Source organism: Enterobacter cloacae complex sp. I1M, from assembly GCF_014982425.1.
Taxonomy (GTDB): domain Bacteria; phylum Pseudomonadota; class Gammaproteobacteria; order Enterobacterales; family Enterobacteriaceae; genus Enterobacter; species Enterobacter intestinihominis.
In genome coordinates this window covers 43315-61389 of record NZ_JADCLG010000014.1, presented here as the reverse complement: position 1 = coordinate 61389, position 18075 = coordinate 43315, and the positions used below count along the sequence as shown (strand labels likewise).

Annotated in this window: 21 protein-coding genes and 1 pseudogene; 7 read left to right on the top strand and 15 right to left on the bottom strand. The window is 55.7% G+C overall.

Features of this window, described 5'->3' with window-relative positions:
• Positions 1-37 precede the first annotated feature (37 nt).
• Positions 38-754 (top strand): DUF2884 domain-containing protein, encoded by a 717-nt coding sequence (locus INF86_RS09365; protein WP_022649360.1) that lies wholly within the window; start codon positions 38-40, stop codon positions 752-754.
• 67 nt (positions 755-821) lie between these two features.
• On the opposite strand, the gene INF86_RS09360 is transcribed toward INF86_RS09365, so the two are convergent.
• The 6 genes from INF86_RS09360 to INF86_RS09335 are packed head-to-tail and all read right to left on the bottom strand — an operon-like array spanning position 822 to position 4561.
• The gene (locus INF86_RS09360; RefSeq protein ID WP_023306916.1) at positions 822-1184 is read right to left on the bottom strand and encodes an endonuclease domain-containing protein; all 363 of its coding nucleotides are present in this window, start codon (positions 1182-1184) and stop codon (positions 822-824) included.
• Positions 1185-1240: 56 nt separating this feature from the next.
• The gene (gene hemW / locus INF86_RS09355; protein WP_038416710.1) at positions 1241-2389 is read right to left on the bottom strand and encodes a radical SAM family heme chaperone HemW; all 1149 of its coding nucleotides are present in this window, start codon (positions 2387-2389) and stop codon (positions 1241-1243) included.
• Complete coding sequence (locus INF86_RS09350) at positions 2382-2975, bottom strand: XTP/dITP diphosphatase (protein ID WP_193543451.1); 594 nt, start codon at positions 2973-2975, stop codon at positions 2382-2384. Before INF86_RS09350 ends, hemW begins: the two co-directional genes overlap by 8 nt.
• Before the next feature lie 3 nt (positions 2976-2978).
• Positions 2979-3275 (bottom strand): DUF167 family protein YggU, encoded by a 297-nt coding sequence (yggU, locus tag INF86_RS09345; protein ID WP_022649356.1) that lies wholly within the window; start codon positions 3273-3275, stop codon positions 2979-2981.
• Complete coding sequence (locus INF86_RS09340) at positions 3272-3838, bottom strand: YggT family protein (protein WP_003860024.1); 567 nt, start codon at positions 3836-3838, stop codon at positions 3272-3274. The genes yggU and INF86_RS09340 overlap by 4 nt, the downstream gene beginning before the upstream one ends.
• Before the next feature lie 21 nt (positions 3839-3859).
• On the bottom strand, positions 3860-4561 hold the full coding sequence (locus INF86_RS09335; RefSeq protein WP_023298569.1) for a YggS family pyridoxal phosphate-dependent enzyme: 702 nt from the start codon (positions 4559-4561) through the stop codon (positions 3860-3862).
• 17 nt (positions 4562-4578) lie between these two features.
• Between INF86_RS09335 and INF86_RS09330 the strand changes: the two genes are divergently transcribed.
• Positions 4579-5559, top strand: coding sequence for a type IV pilus twitching motility protein PilT (locus tag INF86_RS09330; protein ID WP_022649354.1), 981 nt, complete (start codon positions 4579-4581; stop codon positions 5557-5559).
• Between the two features lie 10 nt (positions 5560-5569).
• On the opposite strand, the gene ruvX is transcribed toward INF86_RS09330, so the two are convergent.
• The 8 genes from ruvX to metK all read right to left on the bottom strand — a co-directional run bounded on the left by ruvX (position 5570) and on the right by metK (position 12710).
• Positions 5570-5986, bottom strand: a complete 417-nt coding sequence (gene ruvX / locus INF86_RS09325; protein ID WP_006811925.1) for a Holliday junction resolvase RuvX — start codon at positions 5984-5986, stop codon at positions 5570-5572.
• A complete protein-coding gene (locus INF86_RS09320; RefSeq protein ID WP_022649353.1) occupies positions 5986-6546 on the bottom strand; it encodes a YqgE/AlgH family protein in 561 nt (186 codons plus the stop codon). The genes ruvX and INF86_RS09320 overlap by 1 nt, the downstream gene beginning before the upstream one ends.
• A gap of 74 nt (positions 6547-6620) precedes the next feature.
• The gene (gene gshB / locus INF86_RS09315) at positions 6621-7568 is read right to left on the bottom strand and encodes a glutathione synthase (RefSeq protein WP_003860032.1); all 948 of its coding nucleotides are present in this window, start codon (positions 7566-7568) and stop codon (positions 6621-6623) included.
• 31 nt (positions 7569-7599) lie between these two features.
• Positions 7600-8331, bottom strand: a complete 732-nt coding sequence (gene rsmE, locus INF86_RS09310; RefSeq protein ID WP_003860033.1) for a 16S rRNA (uracil(1498)-N(3))-methyltransferase — start codon at positions 8329-8331, stop codon at positions 7600-7602.
• 51 nt (positions 8332-8382) lie between these two features.
• Entirely contained in the window at positions 8383-9090 is a 708-nt protein-coding gene (gene endA, locus INF86_RS09305) for a deoxyribonuclease I (RefSeq protein WP_003860034.1), read from the bottom strand.
• A gap of 94 nt (positions 9091-9184) precedes the next feature.
• Positions 9185-9682 carry a SprT family zinc-dependent metalloprotease gene (locus INF86_RS09300; protein WP_193543450.1) on the bottom strand — a complete coding sequence of 166 codons (498 nt, stop codon included), beginning with the start codon at positions 9680-9682 and terminating at the stop codon, positions 9185-9187.
• Between the two features lie 59 nt (positions 9683-9741).
• On the bottom strand, positions 9742-11139 hold the full coding sequence (gene galP / locus INF86_RS09295) for a galactose/proton symporter (protein ID WP_023298566.1): 1398 nt from the start codon (positions 11137-11139) through the stop codon (positions 9742-9744).
• Between the two features lie 416 nt (positions 11140-11555).
• On the bottom strand, positions 11556-12710 hold the full coding sequence (gene metK / locus INF86_RS09290) for a methionine adenosyltransferase (protein WP_003860037.1): 1155 nt from the start codon (positions 12708-12710) through the stop codon (positions 11556-11558).
• Between the two features lie 660 nt (positions 12711-13370).
• On the opposite strand from metK, the gene yqgB reads away from it, so the two are divergent.
• The 3 genes from yqgB (at position 13371) to speB (ending at position 16618) form a co-directional block, all read left to right on the top strand.
• On the top strand, positions 13371-13502 hold the full coding sequence (gene yqgB / locus INF86_RS09280; RefSeq protein WP_057979949.1) for an acid stress response protein YqgB: 132 nt from the start codon (positions 13371-13373) through the stop codon (positions 13500-13502).
• 8 nt (positions 13503-13510) lie between these two features.
• On the top strand, positions 13511-15487 hold the full coding sequence (speA, locus tag INF86_RS09275; RefSeq protein WP_022649348.1) for a biosynthetic arginine decarboxylase: 1977 nt from the start codon (positions 13511-13513) through the stop codon (positions 15485-15487).
• Between the two features lie 210 nt (positions 15488-15697).
• Complete coding sequence (gene speB, locus INF86_RS09270) at positions 15698-16618, top strand: agmatinase (RefSeq protein ID WP_193543449.1); 921 nt, start codon at positions 15698-15700, stop codon at positions 16616-16618.
• A gap of 76 nt (positions 16619-16694) precedes the next feature.
• Here speB and INF86_RS09265 read toward each other — a convergent pair.
• Positions 16695-17027: pseudogene (locus INF86_RS09265) on the bottom strand (MFS transporter); the annotation flags it as partial.
• A gap of 415 nt (positions 17028-17442) precedes the next feature.
• Between INF86_RS09265 and INF86_RS09260 the strand changes: the two are divergent.
• Entirely contained in the window at positions 17443-17766 is a 324-nt protein-coding gene (locus INF86_RS09260; RefSeq protein ID WP_003860044.1) for a non-heme iron oxygenase ferredoxin subunit, read from the top strand.
• Positions 17763-18071 (top strand): recombinase-like helix-turn-helix domain-containing protein, encoded by a 309-nt coding sequence (locus INF86_RS09255; RefSeq protein ID WP_022649346.1) that lies wholly within the window; start codon positions 17763-17765, stop codon positions 18069-18071. Before INF86_RS09260 ends, INF86_RS09255 begins: the two co-directional genes overlap by 4 nt.
• The last annotated feature ends 4 nt before the right edge of the window (positions 18072-18075 follow it).

Genomic DNA, 18075 nt, shown 5'->3' with positions numbered 1-18075 from the left:
CATTAGCTGGCCCATTTTGTCTGAGGGAGTGTTGAAGATGCGTAAAACGTTGCTGGCGGTTGCTTTACTGGCAATCGGAACCACCGCCCATGCGGAGTATAAATGTAGCGTCACCCCGCGTGACGACGTGGTATTAAGCCCGCAAACCGTGCAGGTTAAAGGCGAGAATGGCAATCTGGTGATCACGCCGGATGGCAACGTGACGTTTAACGGCAAACAGCAAAACCTGACGGCCGCCCAGCGCGAGCAGGCGATGGACTACCAGGCCGAGTTGCGTACCGCGCTGCCATGGATAAACGATGGCGCGCTGACCCGCGTTGAGAAGGGCCGCGTGGCGCTGGATAAAATCATCACCAAAGAGGTGGGGGAGAGCAGCAATATGCGCACCCGCCTGACGAAGCTGGATAAACAGCTGAAAGAACAGATGAACCGCATTATTGAGACGCGCTCTGATGGCCTGACGTTCCACTATAAGGCGATCGATCAGGTGCGAGCCGACGGTCAGCAGCTGGTGAACCAGGCGATGGGCGGCATTCTCCAGGACAGCATCAACGAGATGGGCGCCAAAGCGGTGCTGAAAGGCGGCGGTAATCCGTTGCAGGGTGTACTGGGTAGCCTGGGCGGACTGCAAACCTCGATTCAGAACGAGTGGAAGAATCAGGAAGCCGATTTCCAGCAGTTCGGCAAAGACGTGTGTAAACGCGTGGTGTCCCTGGAAGACAGCCGGAAGGCGCTGGTGGGGACGCTGAAGTAATTTACTTCACCCCTCACCCTAACCCTCTCCCCAAAGGGGCGAGGGGATGGTTTGCTCCCTCTCCCTTTCAGGGAGAGGGCCGGGGTGAGGGTTGCAGCATTTGCAGTGTTTCAAGGATCTTTTCTAACACCACCTCTTCGTTATCCCAGAGTTCGTTGTTCCAGAAACGAATGACGTACCAGCCCTTTCGATTTAGCCAGAGCGTCCTTTGACGATCGTATTCCTGATTCTCATCATGTTGCCCGCCATCCAGCTCAACAGCCAGACGAGCCGCGCAGCAGGCGAAATCCAGAATGTAATTACCTACCGGATGCTGTCGACGAAATTTATAATTTTCGAAACGGCGGCTGCGCAGTAGATACCAAAGCCGCCTTTCTTCTTTTGTCAGCTCACGTCTGAGCTGTTTTGCATAAGAACGAGTAATTTCCATCCTCACACTCTGCCAGCCTTTCCCTCAACCAGCAGAACGGGATGTAAAATCCTGAATCAGCCTTCAGGATTTTCAGCGAGGAACAGCTCAAGAAGGGAGTTTAGGAACAGCTTACCGTGCTCGGTGATCTGCCAGTACTCATTACACTCGGTCAGATATCCCTGCGCCAACGCCTCGTCAATCTGCGGACGAATCACCGACTCTGACAACCCGGTGTAGAGCGCAAACTCCGCGCGCGGTGCGGCTTCCAGCAGACGGAAGCGGTTCATAAAGAACTCAAACGGCTTATCCACCGCCTCGACGTCATGCTGACGCTCCAGGTAGCGGCCTTCCATAAACCCGCGCGGATGACGCGTTTTTGCAGTGCGCAGAATGCGCCCGTCCGGGAAGGTCACTTTGCCGTGTGCCCCGCAGCCAATCCCCAGATAATCACCAAAGCGCCAGTAGTTCAGGTTGTGCTGACACTGATAGCCCGGCTTCGCATACGCCGAGGTTTCGTATTGCTGATACCCCGCCGCGGTCAAAAGCTGGTGGCCCTGCTCGAAGATATCCCACAGCGCGTCATCGTCCGGCAGCACCGGAGGACGGGAACCAAACAGGGTGTTCGGTTCAATGGTCAACTGATACCACGACAGATGCGGCGGGTTCAGTTCAATTGCCTGACGCAAATCGTCCAGCGCTTCTTCCAGCGACTGATCCGGCAGGCCGTGCATCAAATCGAGGTTAAAACTGCGCAGCCCAAGCCCCGTTGCCAGGTTCGCCGCGCGCTTTGCCTCTTCCGGGCCGTGAATGCGCCCCAGACGCTTCAGCTTTGGCTCGCTAAAGCTCTGCACGCCGATGGAGATACGGTTCACGCCCGCGCGCTGATACTCGACAAAACGGTCGGCCTCAACGGTGCCCGGGTTGGCTTCCATCGTAATTTCAGCATCCGCTGCCAGGTTCAGGCGTGCGCGCACACCGTCCAGCAGCGTCTGCATCGCCGGGCCTGAAAGCAGGCTCGGCGTACCGCCACCAATAAAAATGGTCTTCACTTCACGTCCCTGTGCGTACGGTACATCGGCATCCAGATCGGCCAGCAGATGCGCGACGTAATCATCGTGCGGCACTTCGCCCTTCAGCGCGTGCGAGTTGAAATCGCAGTACGGGCATTTCTGCACGCACCATGGGATGTGAATATAAAGACTCAGAGGCGGCAAATTAGCCATTACGCAGTGCTTCCAGTAACAGTTTCAGGGCGCGTCCACGGTGGGAGATCGCGCTTTTCTCTTCGCGGGTGAGTTCCGCAGCGGTTTTGCCCTCGGTCGGGACAAAGAAAATCGGGTCGTAACCAAAGCCGCCGTTGCCCGCCGCTTCACGGGTGATCACGCCCGGCCAGCTGCCGTGACAGACAATCGGCGTGGGATCTTCCGCGTGACGCATGTAGACCAGCACGCAGTGGAACTGCGCGGTACGCTGTTCGCCAGGGACGTCGTTCAGGGCCACAAGCAGCTTTTCCAGGTTCTGCTGGTCGGTGGCGTCTACCCCGGAATAGCGGGCGGAGTAAATCCCCGGCGCACCGCCCAGAAAATCCACGGCCAGACCGGAGTCATCGGCAATCGCGGGCAGCCCGGTGATCTGCGCCGCATGGCGCGCTTTCAGAATGGCGTTTTCGATAAACGTCAGGCCGGTTTCTTCGGCGGAGTCCACGCCCAGCTCGGTCTGAGCCACCACGTCCAGCCCAAAATCATGTAATAGCGAGGCCAGCTCGCGCACTTTACCGGCGTTTCCGGTGGCGAGAACAACTTTCTGCATGGTTTAGTCCTGTTTTGTCAGAGCCGCGACTTCTGTCGGGATAGATTGCGGGTTAAGGATTTTTACCTGTTTATGCCGGCCAAGTTCACCTTTCTCAATGATGACCTGGCTTTTAGCGACGCGAAACTGTTTTGCCAGATATTTAGTCAGATGCGCATTCGCCTGGCCGTCAACGGGCGGGGCAGTGATGGCGACTTTTAGCTCGTCGCCATGCAGCCCAACAATGCTGTCGCGGCTGGCTTTCGGCTGAATGTACAGCCGTAAAACCAGCCCGTCGGCGCAGGGGCTAACTGCACTCATAACGCCATCCACAGCCCCGGCAGCAGCATATTACCCGTCGCCTGTAACAGTTCCGCGATACCCATATTCAGCACGTACAGCAGCAAAACGAGAAGCATCGGGGAGAAGTCGATTCCGCCCATCGCAGGCAGCAGGCTTCGGATCGGACGCAGTAACGGTTCAGTCAGCTGAATCAACGCGTACTCCACCGGGCTACGGCCCCGGCTTACCCAGCTCATAATCGCCATCACCAGCAGGACCCAGAAGATCAGCGAGCCGACGGTTTTAACCAGGATCAGAACGGCTGAAATCCAGATAATCGGCTGGAAAGTGATGACCATAAACAGTACGATCGCTTTGATAACGCTCAGAATAAACGCCATCAGCAGAGATGAACTGTCAATCGGCCCCATTGCCGGAATGATGCGGCGAAGCGGCCCCACAATGGGCTGCGTGATTTTCACGATAAATTGTGAGAATGGATTGTAAAAATCACAACGGGCCCACTGCATCCAGACGCGCAGTAGCAGCGCCATCGTATACAGTTCAATGACCGTTGAAAGCAGGAAAGTCAACGTCTTCATGGCGTTCCTCAGGTTTCCTTATTATTGGGTGTAATCGCGCGCACCGAAAATTGCTGTGCCGATGCGCACCATGGTGCTGCCTGCCGCGATGGCGGCTTCCATATCATCCGACATGCCCAGAGAAAGCGTGTCTACCGTGTCATAGCGCGCTTTAAGCGCCTCAAATGCTACAGCCATTTGCTGTGCTACGGCAAACTGCCTTTCATAACTTGACTCTGGTGCCGGAATGGCCATCAGTCCGCGCAGGGTTAAGCGCGGCAGCGCCGCCACGTCCGCCGCCAGCGCATCCAGTTCGCTCAGCGTAATGCCGGACTTGCTGTTTTCATCACTGATGTTGATTTGAATCAGCACGTTAAGCGCTGGCATCTCCATAGGGCGCTGGTCGCTCAAACGGGTAGCGATACGCAGACGATCGATGGTGTGACACCAGTCGAAGTGCTCTGCTACCAGACGGCTTTTGTTCGACTGTAGCGGACCGATAAAGTGCCACTGCAGGTCTGTATTTCCCCGCTCCCGGAAAGCGCGAATCTTATCTACGCCTTCCTGCACATAGTTTTCACCAAAGGCACGATGACCGGCGGCTATCGCTTCTGCGATGGCGCTCGCAGGCTTGGTCTTGCTGACTGCAAGCAACGTAATTTCTTCTGAAGCACGGCCGCAACGCGTTGCCGCGGCTGAGATTTTGTCCCGGACCTGTGCCAGGTTATGCGCAATGTCGTTCATTTTCCGAGGAGTTGTCTATGGATGTGGAAGAAATTGTGGCCCTTAGTGTAAAGCATAACGTCTCCGATCTACACCTGTGCAGTGATTCACCACCGCGCTGGCGCAGGTCAGGCCGTCTTGAACCTGCGCCGTTTCCGCCCCCCGATGTGGAGGCGTTATTAAAAGCGTGGCTCAACGACGAGCAGCAGGGTGCCTGGTGGGCAAACGGGCAGGTAGATTTTGCCGTTACCCTCACAGGCGGTCAGCGGCTGCGCGGCAGTGCGTTTAAGCATATGCACGGCGTTTCGATCGCGCTACGCCTGTTGCCGCTGACGTGTCCGCAGCTCTCTGCGCTAGGCGTGCCGCGCGCGATCCCGGAGCTTTTGTCCAATGACAATGGCCTGATTCTGGTCACCGGCGCCACCGGCAGCGGGAAATCGACCACCCTGGCCGCGATGGTCGATTTTCTCAATCACCATACGGACGGGCACATTCTGACCCTGGAAGATCCGGTGGAGTTTATGTACCAGAGTGAACGTTGCCTCATCCGGCAGCGGGAGATAGGCCAGCATAGCCCGTCCTTTGCCGAGGCCCTGCGCAGTGCGCTGCGTGAAGATCCGGATGTGATTCTGCTTGGTGAGCTGCGCGACAGCGAGACGATACGCCTGGCGTTGACGGCGGCTGAGACTGGCCATCTGGTGTTGGCCACGCTGCACACGCGCGGTGCGGCGCAGGCGATCGAGCGACTGGTCGATACCTTCCCGGCGCAGGAGAAAGATCCGGTTCGTAATCAGCTGGCGGGAAGCCTGCGTGCGGTACTGGCGCAGAAGCTGCGTCAGGATGTCCAGGGCGGGCGCGTGGCGCTGTATGAGCTACTGGTGAATACGTCGGCGGCGGCAAACCTGATCCGCGAAGGCAAAACCTGGCAACTGCCGGGCATTATTCAAACGGGGCAGCAGGCGGGGATGCAGAACTTTGAGCAGAGTCTGGCGGAGCGACGGGCGCAGGGGCGGCTGTAGGCCCCGGCGCTCAGTAACCCTGTTCGAAATAGCTTTCGAGGATAATGACGGCTGAAGCTGAATCCACGCTGCCTTTGTTCAACGCCCGGAAGCCACCGTGCTCGAACAGGCCAGCGCGTGCCTCGACGGTGCTCAAACGTTCATCGTGCAGCTTAACGGAGACACCAAAGCGGCCATGAATTTTGTTCGCGAACTTGCGTGCGCGGGCGGTAAGCGGTTGCTCGGTGCCGTCCATGTTCAACGGCAGACCGACAATCACGTCGTCCGGCTGCCACTCTTTGAGCAAGCGCTCAATAAGGTTCCAGTCCGGCGTGCCGTCGTTAGCTTTCAGCGCCGTGAGCGGGCGGGCGGTGCCGGTGATCCGTTGACCCACAGCGACGCCGATGCTTTTGGTGCCGAAGTCAAAGGCGAGAAGGGTGCCGCTCATTACGCGTGCCCCGCAACGCCAGGCATGGTCAGAATATCAATGCCAATCAGTTTTGCCGCGTCACGCCAGCGATCGGCGATAGGGGTTTTAAACAGGATATTCATATCCGCAGGGGCCGTCAGCCAGGCGTTGTCCAGAATTTCTTGTTCCAGCTGCCCTTTTTCCCAGGAAGCGTAGCCGAGCGCAACCAGCACCTCAGAAGGCTGATTTGCCGTGCCCAGTGTTTCGAGCACATCGCGAGAGGTGGTGACGACGGTGTTATCGGAGATACGAATGCTGGACGAGAAAACCGGCGGGGTATGCAGGATAAAGCCACGATCTTCTGCAAGCGGTCCGCCGAGCATCACCGGTTTATCAAGACGGATTTCCGGCAGCCGCGCTTCAGCAGGGATTTTCAGCTTGTCCAGAATGCCTTCGACCTGAAGGTTTTCCAGCGGCTTATTGATGATAATCCCCATTGCGCCGTCTTCGTTGTATTCGCAAATATAGACCACGGCGCGGCGGAAAATCGGATCCTGGAGAGCAGGCATGGCAATAAGAAAGTGATGCTGTAAATTCATTGTCAGAGGTACTGTTTCCTGGTTTAAAAAGCGACAGCGCCCAGTATGGGGATAAACACAGGCGCTGTCACAGGTTATTTCTGTAAACGTTTTTCGATAGCGTCCATCAGCATTCCGGTGATCGAGATCGGGAATTCCGCTTCGATCTCACGAATGCAGGTCGGGCTGGTGACGTTCACTTCGGTCAGACGATCGCCGATAATATCGAGGCCAACGAAGATCAGGCCTTTGGCTTTCAGCGTAGGGCCGACACGGCGGGCAATTTCCCAGTCGCTTTCGCTTAACGGACGCGGTTCGCCACGACCTCCGGCCGCCAGGTTGCCACGGGTTTCACCACCCTGCGGGATACGCGCCAGGCAGTAAGGCACCGGCTCGCCGTCTACAACCAGCACACGCTTGTCACCGTCTTTAATGGCCGGCAGATAGTTTTGCGCCATGCAGTAGCGGGTCCCCAGCTCGGTCAGCGTTTCGGCAATTACGCCAATGTTCGGGTCGCCCTCTTTCACGCGGAAGATCGATGCGCCGCCCATGCCGTCCAGCGGCTTCATGATGATGTCGCCGTGCTTCTGCCAGAATTCTTTCAGCTGCGTTTTGCTGCGGGTGACCAGCGTTTCCGGCGTCAGGTCAGAGAACCATGCGGTATAGAGCTTCTCGTTGCAGTCGCGCAGGCTCTGCGGCTTATTGACGATCAGCGTGCCTTTCTCTTCGGCACGCTCAAGGATATAGGTGGAGTAAATGTATTCGGTGTCGAACGGCGGATCTTTACGCATCAGGATGACGTTAAGGTCGGCCAGGGCAATATCCTGCTCGGTGCCGAATTCGTACCATTTTTCGTAGTTCTGCTCGACGTTAACGATGCGGGTACGTGCGCGGGCTTCACCGTTGATCAGGTACAGATCGTTCATCTCCATATAGTGGAGTTCATAGCCGCGACGCTGCGCTTCCAGCAGCATAGCGAAGCTGGAATCTTTCTTAATGTTAATGTTTGCGATGGGGTCCATCACGATGCCGAGCTTAATCATGTTCTTCTCCGGTTATGGGTCAGGCTTTGCTTCAACCCAGATCGCCAAATCGCACCTGTAGGGCGGTAATGGCGGTGAGTGCCGTTGTCTCAGTGCGCAGAACGCGAGGTCCCAACAGAATATCAGTAAACTGGTAACGCGCCGTCATGGCGATTTCGTCAGCCGACAGGCCGCCTTCCGGGCCAATCAGCAGGCGTACGCGCTCAACGGGCAGCGGCAGCGTATTGATGCTGGCGCTGGCGCGCGGATGAAGATTAAGCTTAAGCCCGCTTTCCTCTTCTGCACACCAGTCCTCCAGATCCATCGCCGGGCGGATCTCCGGGATGCGGTTGCGGCCACTCTGTTCACAGGCTGCAATGGCAATTTTCTGCCACTGCTGGATCTTTTTGTTCAGACGTTCCGCATCCAGTTTAACGCCGCAGCGCTCAGAAAAAAGTGGCGTAATGAGGCTTACACCCAGTTCAATGGATTTCTGAATGGTGAACTCCATCTTTTCCCCGCGCGACATCACCTGGCCAAGGTGAATGTGCAGCGGGGATTCCCGGTCGTCCACATCGCCACGCAGCACCTTCACGTGCACGCTTTTTTTATCGGCGCGCGTAATTTCAGCGTCAAAAATCTGATTAGAGCCGTCAAAGAGCTGAATCGCCTGGCCTGCGCCCATGCGCAGCACGCGGCCTACGTGGTTTGCGGCATCATCAGACAGGGCGATTTCGCCGCCTGGGGTAATCAGTTCAGGGTGATAGATGCGAGGGATGCGCATAGTCAGAAATTCCATGTGTCATGCGATATAAGCGAATTGCCGTAGTGTAGGTTAGCTCTTTTGCGCCTGGCAAGCCCGCTGGACGTAAGGGTTGTGATTCCCCTGGACTTTTGCGATACGTTCGTCGCGCTGGCATTCCCAGTCCGTCACCGGGTAGAGCTTGTCCCAGGCATTGAAGAGCTGCGTCTGCTGGCGGGAAAGGTTGAGATCGTAGCGGTCGCGCATATAGAAATAAGTGCGGGCGATGCTACCGCGCGCGCGGGCAGGCGGTTCGGCGACTTTCTCTTTGAAATCGACCTTCATGGCGCACTGACCGTACTGGCCTTCGCCACCGTTCCACTGGCTGTACATGAAGTTTCCGCGGTCGCCATTGACCTCACCCACGGCGGGTTGCAGGTTGTGCATATCGCTTTCCATCTGGCGGTAGACCGGATCTTTTGCGCAATTTTTACGTCCACCGTCCTGCCAGCACTGGCGCTGGTGGCCAAACTGCCAGGCCGGAACAACGTGTTCCCATTCGATTCGGCTGGCACGATTCTCGTTCTTGCGCACCTTATAGCCGCAGGATCCCAGATCCACGACCCCTTTCTTACCCTGCCAGTTAATTTTACAGCCGCAGTAGAAATCACCCGGTACGTCGGCGTTAATCTTTACGCCCGCGGTTTTTGCCTGAGAGAAACTGTGAATACCGTCGGCCAGAGCATGGCCGGAGAGCGCTGTCGCCAGAAAAGCGACCGCGAGAGAAACATTACGGGACATCTTACACTCCGTGTCAAAACGAGCCCGCAACGTAACGAATGTTGTTCCCGTATGCAATCAGTCAGATCAGGAAAGTTCCTGAAAGTTCGAGTGATTATTCCGCAACCAGAGGTTCGCCGCATTTAACGCAGCGATAGGTCGCCTCGCCGCGCGCCACGCGGTTGTGACGGCGGACGGTAAGCTGGTGCTGCTGGCACTGGCAGCGGTAGGGAAACGTATTGCGGCGTACCGATTCCAGCTCGAACTGGTGGGTGCGGCGAGCCGGAACGCCGAGCACCGCCTCCATCATCCATTTCCACTCTTTGCCGTGCGGCGCGACGCGGCCAAAGTGTTTCCACACCAGAAGGTGGGCCAGCTCGTGCGGCACCACTTCTTCGATAAACGCCTGCTGATTTTCCATCATCAACACCGGATTCAGGCGGATCTCATACGATTCCAGCCAGGCGGTGCCTGCCGCGGTGCCACGCTGCTGATAGACCAGCTTCGGTTCAGGATAATCGCGGCCGAGCTTCAGGTTGGCCTGGGCGAGTTTTTCCCGCAGGCTGCGCATAACGGCTTGCTGAATGGCGATGGGGAGACGGGGAGATTTCATAGGGGCAGAGCATAAAGCGGGAAGCGGGGAGGCGCAAGAGGCGCCTCCCCGCAGGAGGATCAGTCGTGTGCGCCGATTTCGCGCAGAGGACGACCTTTCATCAGGTTACGTTCAATGTGTTCCAGTGAAACATGTTTGGTTTCAGGAACCAGCCAGATCGTGAGAACAATAAAGAACAGGTTCAGACCGGCGTAGACCCAGAAGGTATTGGCATTACCCAGGGTATTGAGCATGGTCAGGAACGTTGCGCCGACGATCATGTTGGCAATCCAGTTGGTTGCGGTAGAGCAGGTGATACCAAAATCACGCCCTTTCAGCGGCTGGATCTCAGAACACAGTACCCAAATCAGCGGACCGGCGCTCATCGCAAACCCAATAATAAACATCAGCAGCATCGCCACGGCGAAGTACTGTGCCGTTGGGGAGTGAATGCCCATGTGCATCATGGTACCCAGCACGCCCATCCCGACGGCCATGACCAGGAAGCCCAGCGTCAGGGTTGGTTTACGCCCCCAGCGGTCCACCAGACCGATAGCGATAAAGGTCGCCAGCACGTTGGTCAGGCCGACGATCACGGTGCCCCACATCTGTTCGGTGGTGTTGGTGTAGCCCGCCAGTTCGAAGATTTTCGGCGCGTAATACATGATGACGTTCATCCCGGTGAACTGTTGCATGATCTGTAACAGCACACCGAGGAACACCGCGCGGCGGAAGTTGCTGTTCTCTTTGAACAGCGCCCAGCCGGACTGTTTGACCTTCAGGCTTTCGCGGATCTCTTCCAGCTCGTTTTTGGCTTCGGCGCTGGTATCACGCAGGCGTAAGAGCACGCGTTCGGCATCGTGGAAGCGGCGTTTGGCGGCGAACCAGCGCGGGCTGTCCGGCAGGAAGAAGACACCAATCAGCAGCAGAATGGCCGGAATGATGATGACGCCCAGCATCCAGCGCCAAGCGCCGCTGTAGCTGAAGGCGGTATCGGAAAGATAAGCCCCCAGAATACCGATGGTGATCATCAGCTGGTACATGGAAATCATGCTGCCGCGGATTTTTTCCGGTGCGATTTCAGACAGGTACAGCGGGGCAGTATAAGACGCCACGCCCACTGCCAGACCGAGCAGCACGCGGGAGAGGATCAGCACTTCAACGTTAGGCGCAGCGGCAGAGAACAGTGAGCCGGCAACGAACAGGATCGCGCCGATCATCAGGCTCTTTTTACGCCCGAGCTTAAAGGAGAGCCAGCCGCTGCCGACCGCGCCGACGGCGGCACCGAACATCATGGAGCTGACCACCCATTCCTGAGTGTGTGCGCTAATCTGGAACTCATCGGTGATGAAAGGTAATGCACCGGCAATTACGCCAATATCCAGGCCAAAGAGTAATCCTGCCAGAGCGGCGAGGAAGCAGACGAAGAACGTCATTGCCTTATTGGACGTACGCCCCTGTTTATTATTGTCAGGCATTATGCCCTCCAGTTGGGTTATCAGTTTTTACGATATTAAGAGTAGGTGAGCGGCTCATAAAAATATGTGAGTCAAATCACAACGGTGTAATCGGTTACACTAGTTTGTAACCGTAAAAATAATTAAAGCTTTGAAAATATAGAGGTAAATTAATTGATATGCATCGCGTTTGCGCAAATTTCAGACTTAACTGAAAGGGAATGTAACAGCAGAAGAAATGCGATCATGCAAAGAGAATATTCTGAAAGCGGGGTATAGAGAGTGAGGTGTAAACGGTTCCAAACATTGCCGGGTGGCGGCTGCGCCTTACCCGGCCTACCAAAATTCACTACCCGTAGGTCGGGTAAGGCATAGCCGCCACCCGACATAAAAAAGGCCAGCACAAAGGCTGGCCTGTTTAAGCTGCTGGCAGTCGATTATTTCAGACCGGCAGCATCACGCAGCAGGGCGGCTTTGTCGGTTTTTTCCCAAGGGAAATGTTCGCGACCAAAGTGACCGTACGCTGCGGTTTCCTGGTAGATTGGGTGCAGCAGATCCAGCATCTGAATCAGACCGTATGGACGCAGGTCGAAGAACTCACGCACCAGCAGGGTCAGCTGTTCAGAAGGCACTTTTTCAGTACCGAAGGTTTCCACCATGATGGAGGTTGGCTCAGCCACGCCGATGGCGTAGGAAACCTGAATTTCACAGCGGTCAGCCAGGCCCGCAGCAACGATGTTTTTCGCCACATAACGTGCAGCGTACGCCGCAGAACGGTCCACCTTAGACGGGTCTTTACCGGAGAACGCGCCGCCACCGTGGCGCGCCATGCCGCCGTAGGTATCTACGATGATTTTACGACCGGTCAGACCGCAGTCACCCATTGGGCCGCCGATAACGAAGCGTCCGGTTGGGTTGATGAAGAATTTGGTCGCAGAGCTCAGCCATTCAGTTGGCAGAACCGGCTTAATGATCTCTTCCATCACCGCTTCCTGCAGGGATTTCTGGTCAATCTCTTCAGCATGCTGCGTGGAAAGAACCACGGCATCAATGCCGACGATTTTCCCGTCGTCATACTGGAAGGTCACCTGGCTTTTCGCATCCGGACGCAGCCACGGCAGGGTGCCGTTTTTACGCACTTCAGCCTGACGCTGCACCAGACGGTGTGCGTAAGTCACCGGCGCTGGCATCAGCACGTCGGTTTCGTTGGTCGCGTAGCCGAACATCAGGCCCTGGTCGCCCGCGCCCTGTTCCAGCGGATCGGCACGGTCAACGCCCTGGTTGATGTCCGGGGACTGTTTGCCGATAGCGCTCAGTACGGCGCAGGAGTTGGCATCAAAGCCCATATCAGAATGTACATAACCGATCTCACGCACCGTGTTACGGGTGATCTCTTCGATATCAACCCATGCGCTGGTGGTGATCTCACCGCCAACCAGAACCATGCCGGTTTTGACATAGGTTTCACACGCTACGCGCGCCTTTGGATCCTGCGCGAGGATCGCATCCAGCACCGCATCGGAGATTTGGTCAGCAATTTTATCAGGATGTCCTTCTGATACGGACTCGGACGTAAACAGGTGTTTTGCCATGTTTTATTTCACCTAAAAGGAATTTGGTTAGCTCGAACTGCTGTGTGGAATAGCCAAAGGAGATAATTCTACCAAGGCCTGCAGGATTTTGACACTGGCAGTCTGAGTGTTAATCGGTATGGATGGATTAACATCTGGACGTCTATTTTAGGTCACTTCTTCACCCGATTTCCAGTTTTTTTTGACTCACCTCTCACTGCGTTGAAAACACGGCTGGAAATTTTTCCTGACGGCGCTGGCAACCTGCGCATTTTTGTTTTGCTTTTTAGCGACCTTCTCGGTATAAAACGCGGCGCGCGGCTCATATAAAATAAGCGCTCGATGAACACATCGTGTCGCCACTTCCAGCCGGGTTAAGCAGTGAACTTTTAGCTTTGGCTTGTGGTCCGTTTCAGCAGAGGCGGCCGTGGAGGTGATACGAGATAATGAACCATTGTTTTCCGCTCATTCAGCGCAGTCGTTCTGGCGCGCATTTGATTCCCACCCGCACTTCTGGTCTAAACACCTGCCGATGTTATACCCATCTCGGTGCTTCTCAGGATTCCAGAGCCGGTCACGCTTTGTGAAAACTGAACAAGGGCGCTCTTGTTAATACAGGAGTTTTCTCGTGGTTTCGCCGAACCTTGTCATACAGAGTTCGGATACGTGTTTTACAATGATATGAATAAGAAACCGGTCGCACGGTCTGGATTTCAGCATACTCTGCTGGGAAATGGAGCCGTTAATGGGTTGTTATCGCCGTATAACGCTGCGATAGTAGTCAACTGTTTTACACTTAATACAAAGAGTTGAGGTTCGCTATGTCTGACGACATGTCTTCGCTTTCGCCTTCGTCAGCAGGCGAACAGGGTGTACTACGTTCTATGCAGGAGGTTGCGATGAGCTCCCAGGAAGCCAGCAAGATGCTGCGCACTTACAATATTGCCTGGTGGGGCAATAACTACTACGACGTTAACGAGCTGGGCCACATCAGTGTCTGCCCGGATCCGGACGTCCCGGAAGCGCGCGTGGATCTCGCTAAGCTGGTGAAAGCCCGTGAAGCACAGGGTCAGCGCTTGCCTGCACTGTTCTGCTTCCCGCAGATCCTGCAACATCGCCTGCGTTCTATTAACGCCGCGTTCAAACGCGCGCGGGAATCGTATGGTTATAACGGCGACTATTTCCTCGTTTACCCGATCAAGGTAAACCAGCACCGTCGCGTGATTGAGTCCCTGATCCACTCCGGCGAACCGCTGGGCCTGGAAGCTGGCTCCAAAGCGGAGCTGATGGCGGTTCTGGCGCACGCGGGCATGACCCGGTCGGTGATCGTCTGTAACGGCTATAAAGACCGCGAATACATTCGTCTGGCGCTGATTGGCGAGAAGATGGGCCACAAGGTCTATCTGGTGATCGAGAAGATGACCGAAATCGCGATCGTGCTGGAAGAGGCCGAGCGTCTGAACGTGATCCCACGCCTTGGTGTGCGTGCGCGACTGGCGTCGCAGGGTTCCGGTAAATGGCAGTCTTCCGGCGGTGAAAAATCCAAGTTCGGCCTCGCGGCGAACCAGGTGCTTCAGCTGGTGGAAATTCTGCGCGAGCGCGGTCGTCTGGACAGCATTCAGCTGCTGCACTTCCACCTTGGCTCGCAGATGGCCAACATTCGCGACATTGCCACCGGCGTGCGTGAATCGGCACGTTTCTACGTTGAGCTGCACAAGCTTGGCGTAAATATTCAGTGCTTTGACGTGGGCGGTGGCTTGGGCGTGGATTACGAAGGGACACGCTCGCAGTCTGACTGCTCGGTCAACTACGGCCTGAACGAATACGCCAACAACATTATCTGGGCGATTGGCGATGCCTGCGAAGAGCACGGCCTGCCGCACCCGACGGTGATCACCGAATCCGGCCGCGCGGTCACTGCGCACCATACGGTGCTGGTCTCTAACATCATCGGCGTTGAGCGCAGCGAAATCACTGAAGCCACGCCTCCGGCAGACGATGCTCCACGTTCCCTGCAAAGCATGTGGGAAACCTGGCAGGAGATGCACGAGCCGGGCACGCGTCGTTCTCTGCGCGAATGGCTGCACGACAGCCAGATGGATCTGCACGACATTCACGTCGGTTATTCTTCAGGCACCTTTAGCCTGCAGGAACGCGCGTGGGCGGAGCAGCTCTATCTGAACATGTGCCATGAAGTGCAGAAGCAGCTCGATCCGAGCAACCGCGCACACCGTCCGATTATCGACGAGTTGCAGGAACGTATGGCGGACAAAATGTACGTCAACTTCTCCCTGTTCCAGTCGATGCCGGATGCCTGGGGTATCGACCAGCTGTTCCCGGTTCTGCCGCTGGAAGGGTTGAATCATGCGCCGGAACGCCGCGCGGTGCTGCTGGACATTACCTGTGACTCAGACGGCGCGATTGACCACTACGTCGACGGTGACGGTATCGCTACGACCATGCCAATGCCGGAGTACGATCCGGAGAACCCGCCAATGCTGGGCTTCTTTATGGTGGGTGCGTATCAGGAGATCCTCGGCAACATGCACAACTTGTTCGGTGATACCGAAGCGGTTGATGTGTTTGTCTTCCCTGACGGCAGCGTGGAGGTTGAGCTGTCCGACGAAGGGGACACCGTGGCGGATATGCTCGAATACGTTCAGCTGGATCCGAAAAAACTGCTCACCCAGTTCCGCGATCAGGTCAAAAACACCGGTCTGGACGATGCCTTGCAGCAGCAGTTCCTGGAAGAGTTTGAAGCGGGTCTGTACGGGTATACGTATCTGGAAGACGAGTAGTAAAACCTCCCTCTCCCGGTGGGAGAGGGTTGGGGTGAGGGCATCAGACCGCACGATGCCCTATACTCACTTGAACCCGTATGAATTAACGGCGATAATTCGCCCCACTATGCGATTTACGAATCAATCCCTTCCTCGTCGGGTTTAACGACGCGGAGGGGATTTTTTTTCATCTGTTTTTAATGTATCGACTTTATAAGAGGTCAGGACATGAGCACTTTAGGTCATCAGTACGATAATTCTCTGGTATCTAACGCGTTTGGTTTTTTACGCCTTCCGATGAACTTCCAGCCTTACGACAGCGATGCTGACTGGGTGATCACCGGCGTACCGTTCGACATGGCAGCGTCCGGTCGTGCGGGTGGACGTCATGGCCCGGCGGCAATCCGTCAGGTTTCCACCAACCTGGCCTGGGAGCACAACCGCTTCCCGTGGAACTTCGACATGCGCGAGCGCCTGAACGTGGTGGACTGCGGTGATCTGGTGTACGCCTTCGGTGACGCGCGCGAAATGAGCGAAAAATTGCAGGCGCACGCCGAGAAGCTGCTGGCGGCCGGTAAACGCATGCTCTCCTTCGGCGGTGACCACTTCGTGACCCTGCCGCTGCTGCGCGCCCACGCGAAGCACTTCGGTAAAATGGCGCTGGTGCACTTTGACGCGCATACCGACACCTACGCGAACGGCTGCGAATTCGACCACGGCACCATGTTCTACACCGCGCCGAAAGAAGGCCTGATCGATCCGAACCACTCCGTGCAGATCGGCATCCGCACCGAGTTCGACAAAGACAACGGCTTCACCGTACTCGACGCGGGCCAGGTGAACGATCGCGGCGTGGACGATATTCTGGCTCAGGTTAAGCAGATCGTCGGCGATATGCCTGTCTACCTGACCTTCGACATCGACTGCCTGGATCCGGCATTCGCACCGGGTACCGGTACGCCGGTGATCGGCGGCCTGACGTCAGACCGCGCCATCAAGCTGGTGCGCGGCCTGAAGGATCTGAACATTGTCGGGATGGACGTGGTGGAAGTGGCTCCGGCCTATGACCAGTCCGAGATCACCGCGCTGGCCGCGGCGACCCTGGCGCTGGAAATGCTCTACATCCAGGCAGCGAAAAAAGGCGAATAAGCCTTACGCGCTGATTGCTGCTGCGCGCCGCATGCGCAGCAGCAACATTCCCCAGGCCAGCGTGAAGGTGTGGACAAACACCGGTTATTTCGCGGGCGATGACCATTCCCGTCAGCGAGCCTAACAAAGGCGAAACCGCGCAGACCGCGGCCCAAAGCGCAATGCTGCTTAATAATCCCTGCCGATAATGAAGTTTGCTTTCAATAACCGACGTTAATAATAGAGCGGAAAAACCATAACCCAGAAGAAAGCAGGTCATGAGTAGACCCTGTAACATTCTGTTTTCATTTAACTGAAAATGTTCGGCAAATTCCGGGTTTAAAATCATTACCGAGATATTTACCCGATCGACGTACGAAATAATAATGAGTAATAAAAGCGCAATCGTGCCTTGCCATCTTGCCGTCATCATGTCCGCCTTACGTTTTTTGTAACTTATATTTTTCATCAATGTGATTGTCACGGAGCTAAAATGATTCACCTGTGAAACTCATTGTTTATTAAAGATAAATTAAAAATGAGTTTCACCGGTGAAACGCGAAAGAGGTGACGTTAATTTATTTTTAAAGAGTAAAAAGAAAGGAAGTCAATATCTTTTATTCAAAATAAGAGACCATTAAAAAAACGTATTTCTCACGCTGTAATAATGAAAATTTCATATCGCTGCATTTTTTCGTGATCCCTTGCACACTTAGTTAATTAATTGCCGATCGATTAACAAATTCGTCACATTGTCGCTTGACGAAACATTCATCGCTTTTATATTGACCGTATTAAATAAGAAACAGAGTTTCATATATGAAACAAAAGCCTGGAGGATCGTGATGAGCTGGATAGGCGTATGTGACGCAGAACAAGTACAGGAAGATTTCCCTTTTAGCGGCAACGTCGACGGGAAAGAGATCGGCGTTTACCTGATCGACGGTGAATATTACGCGCTGGAAGACGTATGCCCCCACGCCTATGCCCTGCTGAGTCAGGGCTTCGTAGAAGACGGCAAGGTGGAATGCCCGCTGCACGAGGCGGTGTTCGACGTCAAAACCGGCCAGTGTCTGCACGGCCCCGGAGGACGCAACCTCAACCGTTACCCGGTTCGGGTCTTTGAAAATCAGATTCAGATTACCTTTGTTGAGGAGACCGTGGCATGAGCGACACGCTGAACTACAACCCGGCGCTGCCGGAAAGCCGCCAGTTTACCCCGCCGGCAGAGGGCGGTAATGGCGCCATTCACAAGCCGGGCGAGTACCAGAACCTGATCTGGCAGACCCGCAGCCGTGAGCCGGAAAGCTGGGAGGTGAAGCTGATTGCGACGCTGGAAGAGCTCTTCGAACAGGGCGTTGAAACCCTGCCGGAGCTGGTAAACGGGCTGAACGCGGTGCGCATGCACGACCAGCAGGGCGAGCCGTGGAGCGACGCCAGCTTCCAGGCATTCTTACAGGTTAACGGCTACTGAGGGC

What these genes read in the sequence shown, in the direction of transcription:
- INF86_RS09365 (WP_022649360.1), top strand. Translation starts at nt 38, where the DNA reads ATGCGTAAAACGTTGCTGGCGGTTGCTTTACTGGCAATCGGAACCACC.
- INF86_RS09360 (WP_023306916.1), bottom strand. Translation starts at nt 1,184, where the DNA reads ATGGAAATTACTCGTTCTTATGCAAAACAGCTCAGACGTGAGCTGACA.
- hemW (WP_038416710.1), bottom strand. Translation starts at nt 2,389, where the DNA reads ATGGCTAATTTGCCGCCTCTGAGTCTTTATATTCACATCCCATGGTGC.
- INF86_RS09350 (WP_193543451.1), bottom strand. Translation starts at nt 2,975, where the DNA reads ATGCAGAAAGTTGTTCTCGCCACCGGAAACGCCGGTAAAGTGCGCGAG.
- yggU (WP_022649356.1), bottom strand. Translation starts at nt 3,275, where the DNA reads ATGAGTGCAGTTAGCCCCTGCGCCGACGGGCTGGTTTTACGGCTGTAC.
- INF86_RS09340 (WP_003860024.1), bottom strand. Translation starts at nt 3,838, where the DNA reads ATGAAGACGTTGACTTTCCTGCTTTCAACGGTCATTGAACTGTATACG.
- INF86_RS09335 (WP_023298569.1), bottom strand. Translation starts at nt 4,561, where the DNA reads ATGAACGACATTGCGCATAACCTGGCACAGGTCCGGGACAAAATCTCA.
- INF86_RS09330 (WP_022649354.1), top strand. Translation starts at nt 4,579, where the DNA reads ATGGATGTGGAAGAAATTGTGGCCCTTAGTGTAAAGCATAACGTCTCC.
- ruvX (WP_006811925.1), bottom strand. Translation starts at nt 5,986, where the DNA reads ATGAGCGGCACCCTTCTCGCCTTTGACTTCGGCACCAAAAGCATCGGC.
- INF86_RS09320 (WP_022649353.1), bottom strand. Translation starts at nt 6,546, where the DNA reads ATGAATTTACAGCATCACTTTCTTATTGCCATGCCTGCTCTCCAGGAT.
- gshB (WP_003860032.1), bottom strand. Translation starts at nt 7,568, where the DNA reads ATGATTAAGCTCGGCATCGTGATGGACCCCATCGCAAACATTAACATT.
- rsmE (WP_003860033.1), bottom strand. Translation starts at nt 8,331, where the DNA reads ATGCGCATCCCTCGCATCTATCACCCTGAACTGATTACCCCAGGCGGC.
- endA (WP_003860034.1), bottom strand. Translation starts at nt 9,090, where the DNA reads ATGTCCCGTAATGTTTCTCTCGCGGTCGCTTTTCTGGCGACAGCGCTC.
- INF86_RS09300 (WP_193543450.1), bottom strand. Translation starts at nt 9,682, where the DNA reads ATGAAATCTCCCCGTCTCCCCATCGCCATTCAGCAAGCCGTTATGCGC.
- galP (WP_023298566.1), bottom strand. Translation starts at nt 11,139, where the DNA reads ATGCCTGACAATAATAAACAGGGGCGTACGTCCAATAAGGCAATGACG.
- metK (WP_003860037.1), bottom strand. Translation starts at nt 12,710, where the DNA reads ATGGCAAAACACCTGTTTACGTCCGAGTCCGTATCAGAAGGACATCCT.
- yqgB (WP_057979949.1), top strand. Translation starts at nt 13,371, where the DNA reads ATGAATAAGAAACCGGTCGCACGGTCTGGATTTCAGCATACTCTGCTG.
- speA (WP_022649348.1), top strand. Translation starts at nt 13,511, where the DNA reads ATGTCTGACGACATGTCTTCGCTTTCGCCTTCGTCAGCAGGCGAACAG.
- speB (WP_193543449.1), top strand. Translation starts at nt 15,698, where the DNA reads ATGAGCACTTTAGGTCATCAGTACGATAATTCTCTGGTATCTAACGCG.
- INF86_RS09260 (WP_003860044.1), top strand. Translation starts at nt 17,443, where the DNA reads ATGAGCTGGATAGGCGTATGTGACGCAGAACAAGTACAGGAAGATTTC.
- INF86_RS09255 (WP_022649346.1), top strand. Translation starts at nt 17,763, where the DNA reads ATGAGCGACACGCTGAACTACAACCCGGCGCTGCCGGAAAGCCGCCAG.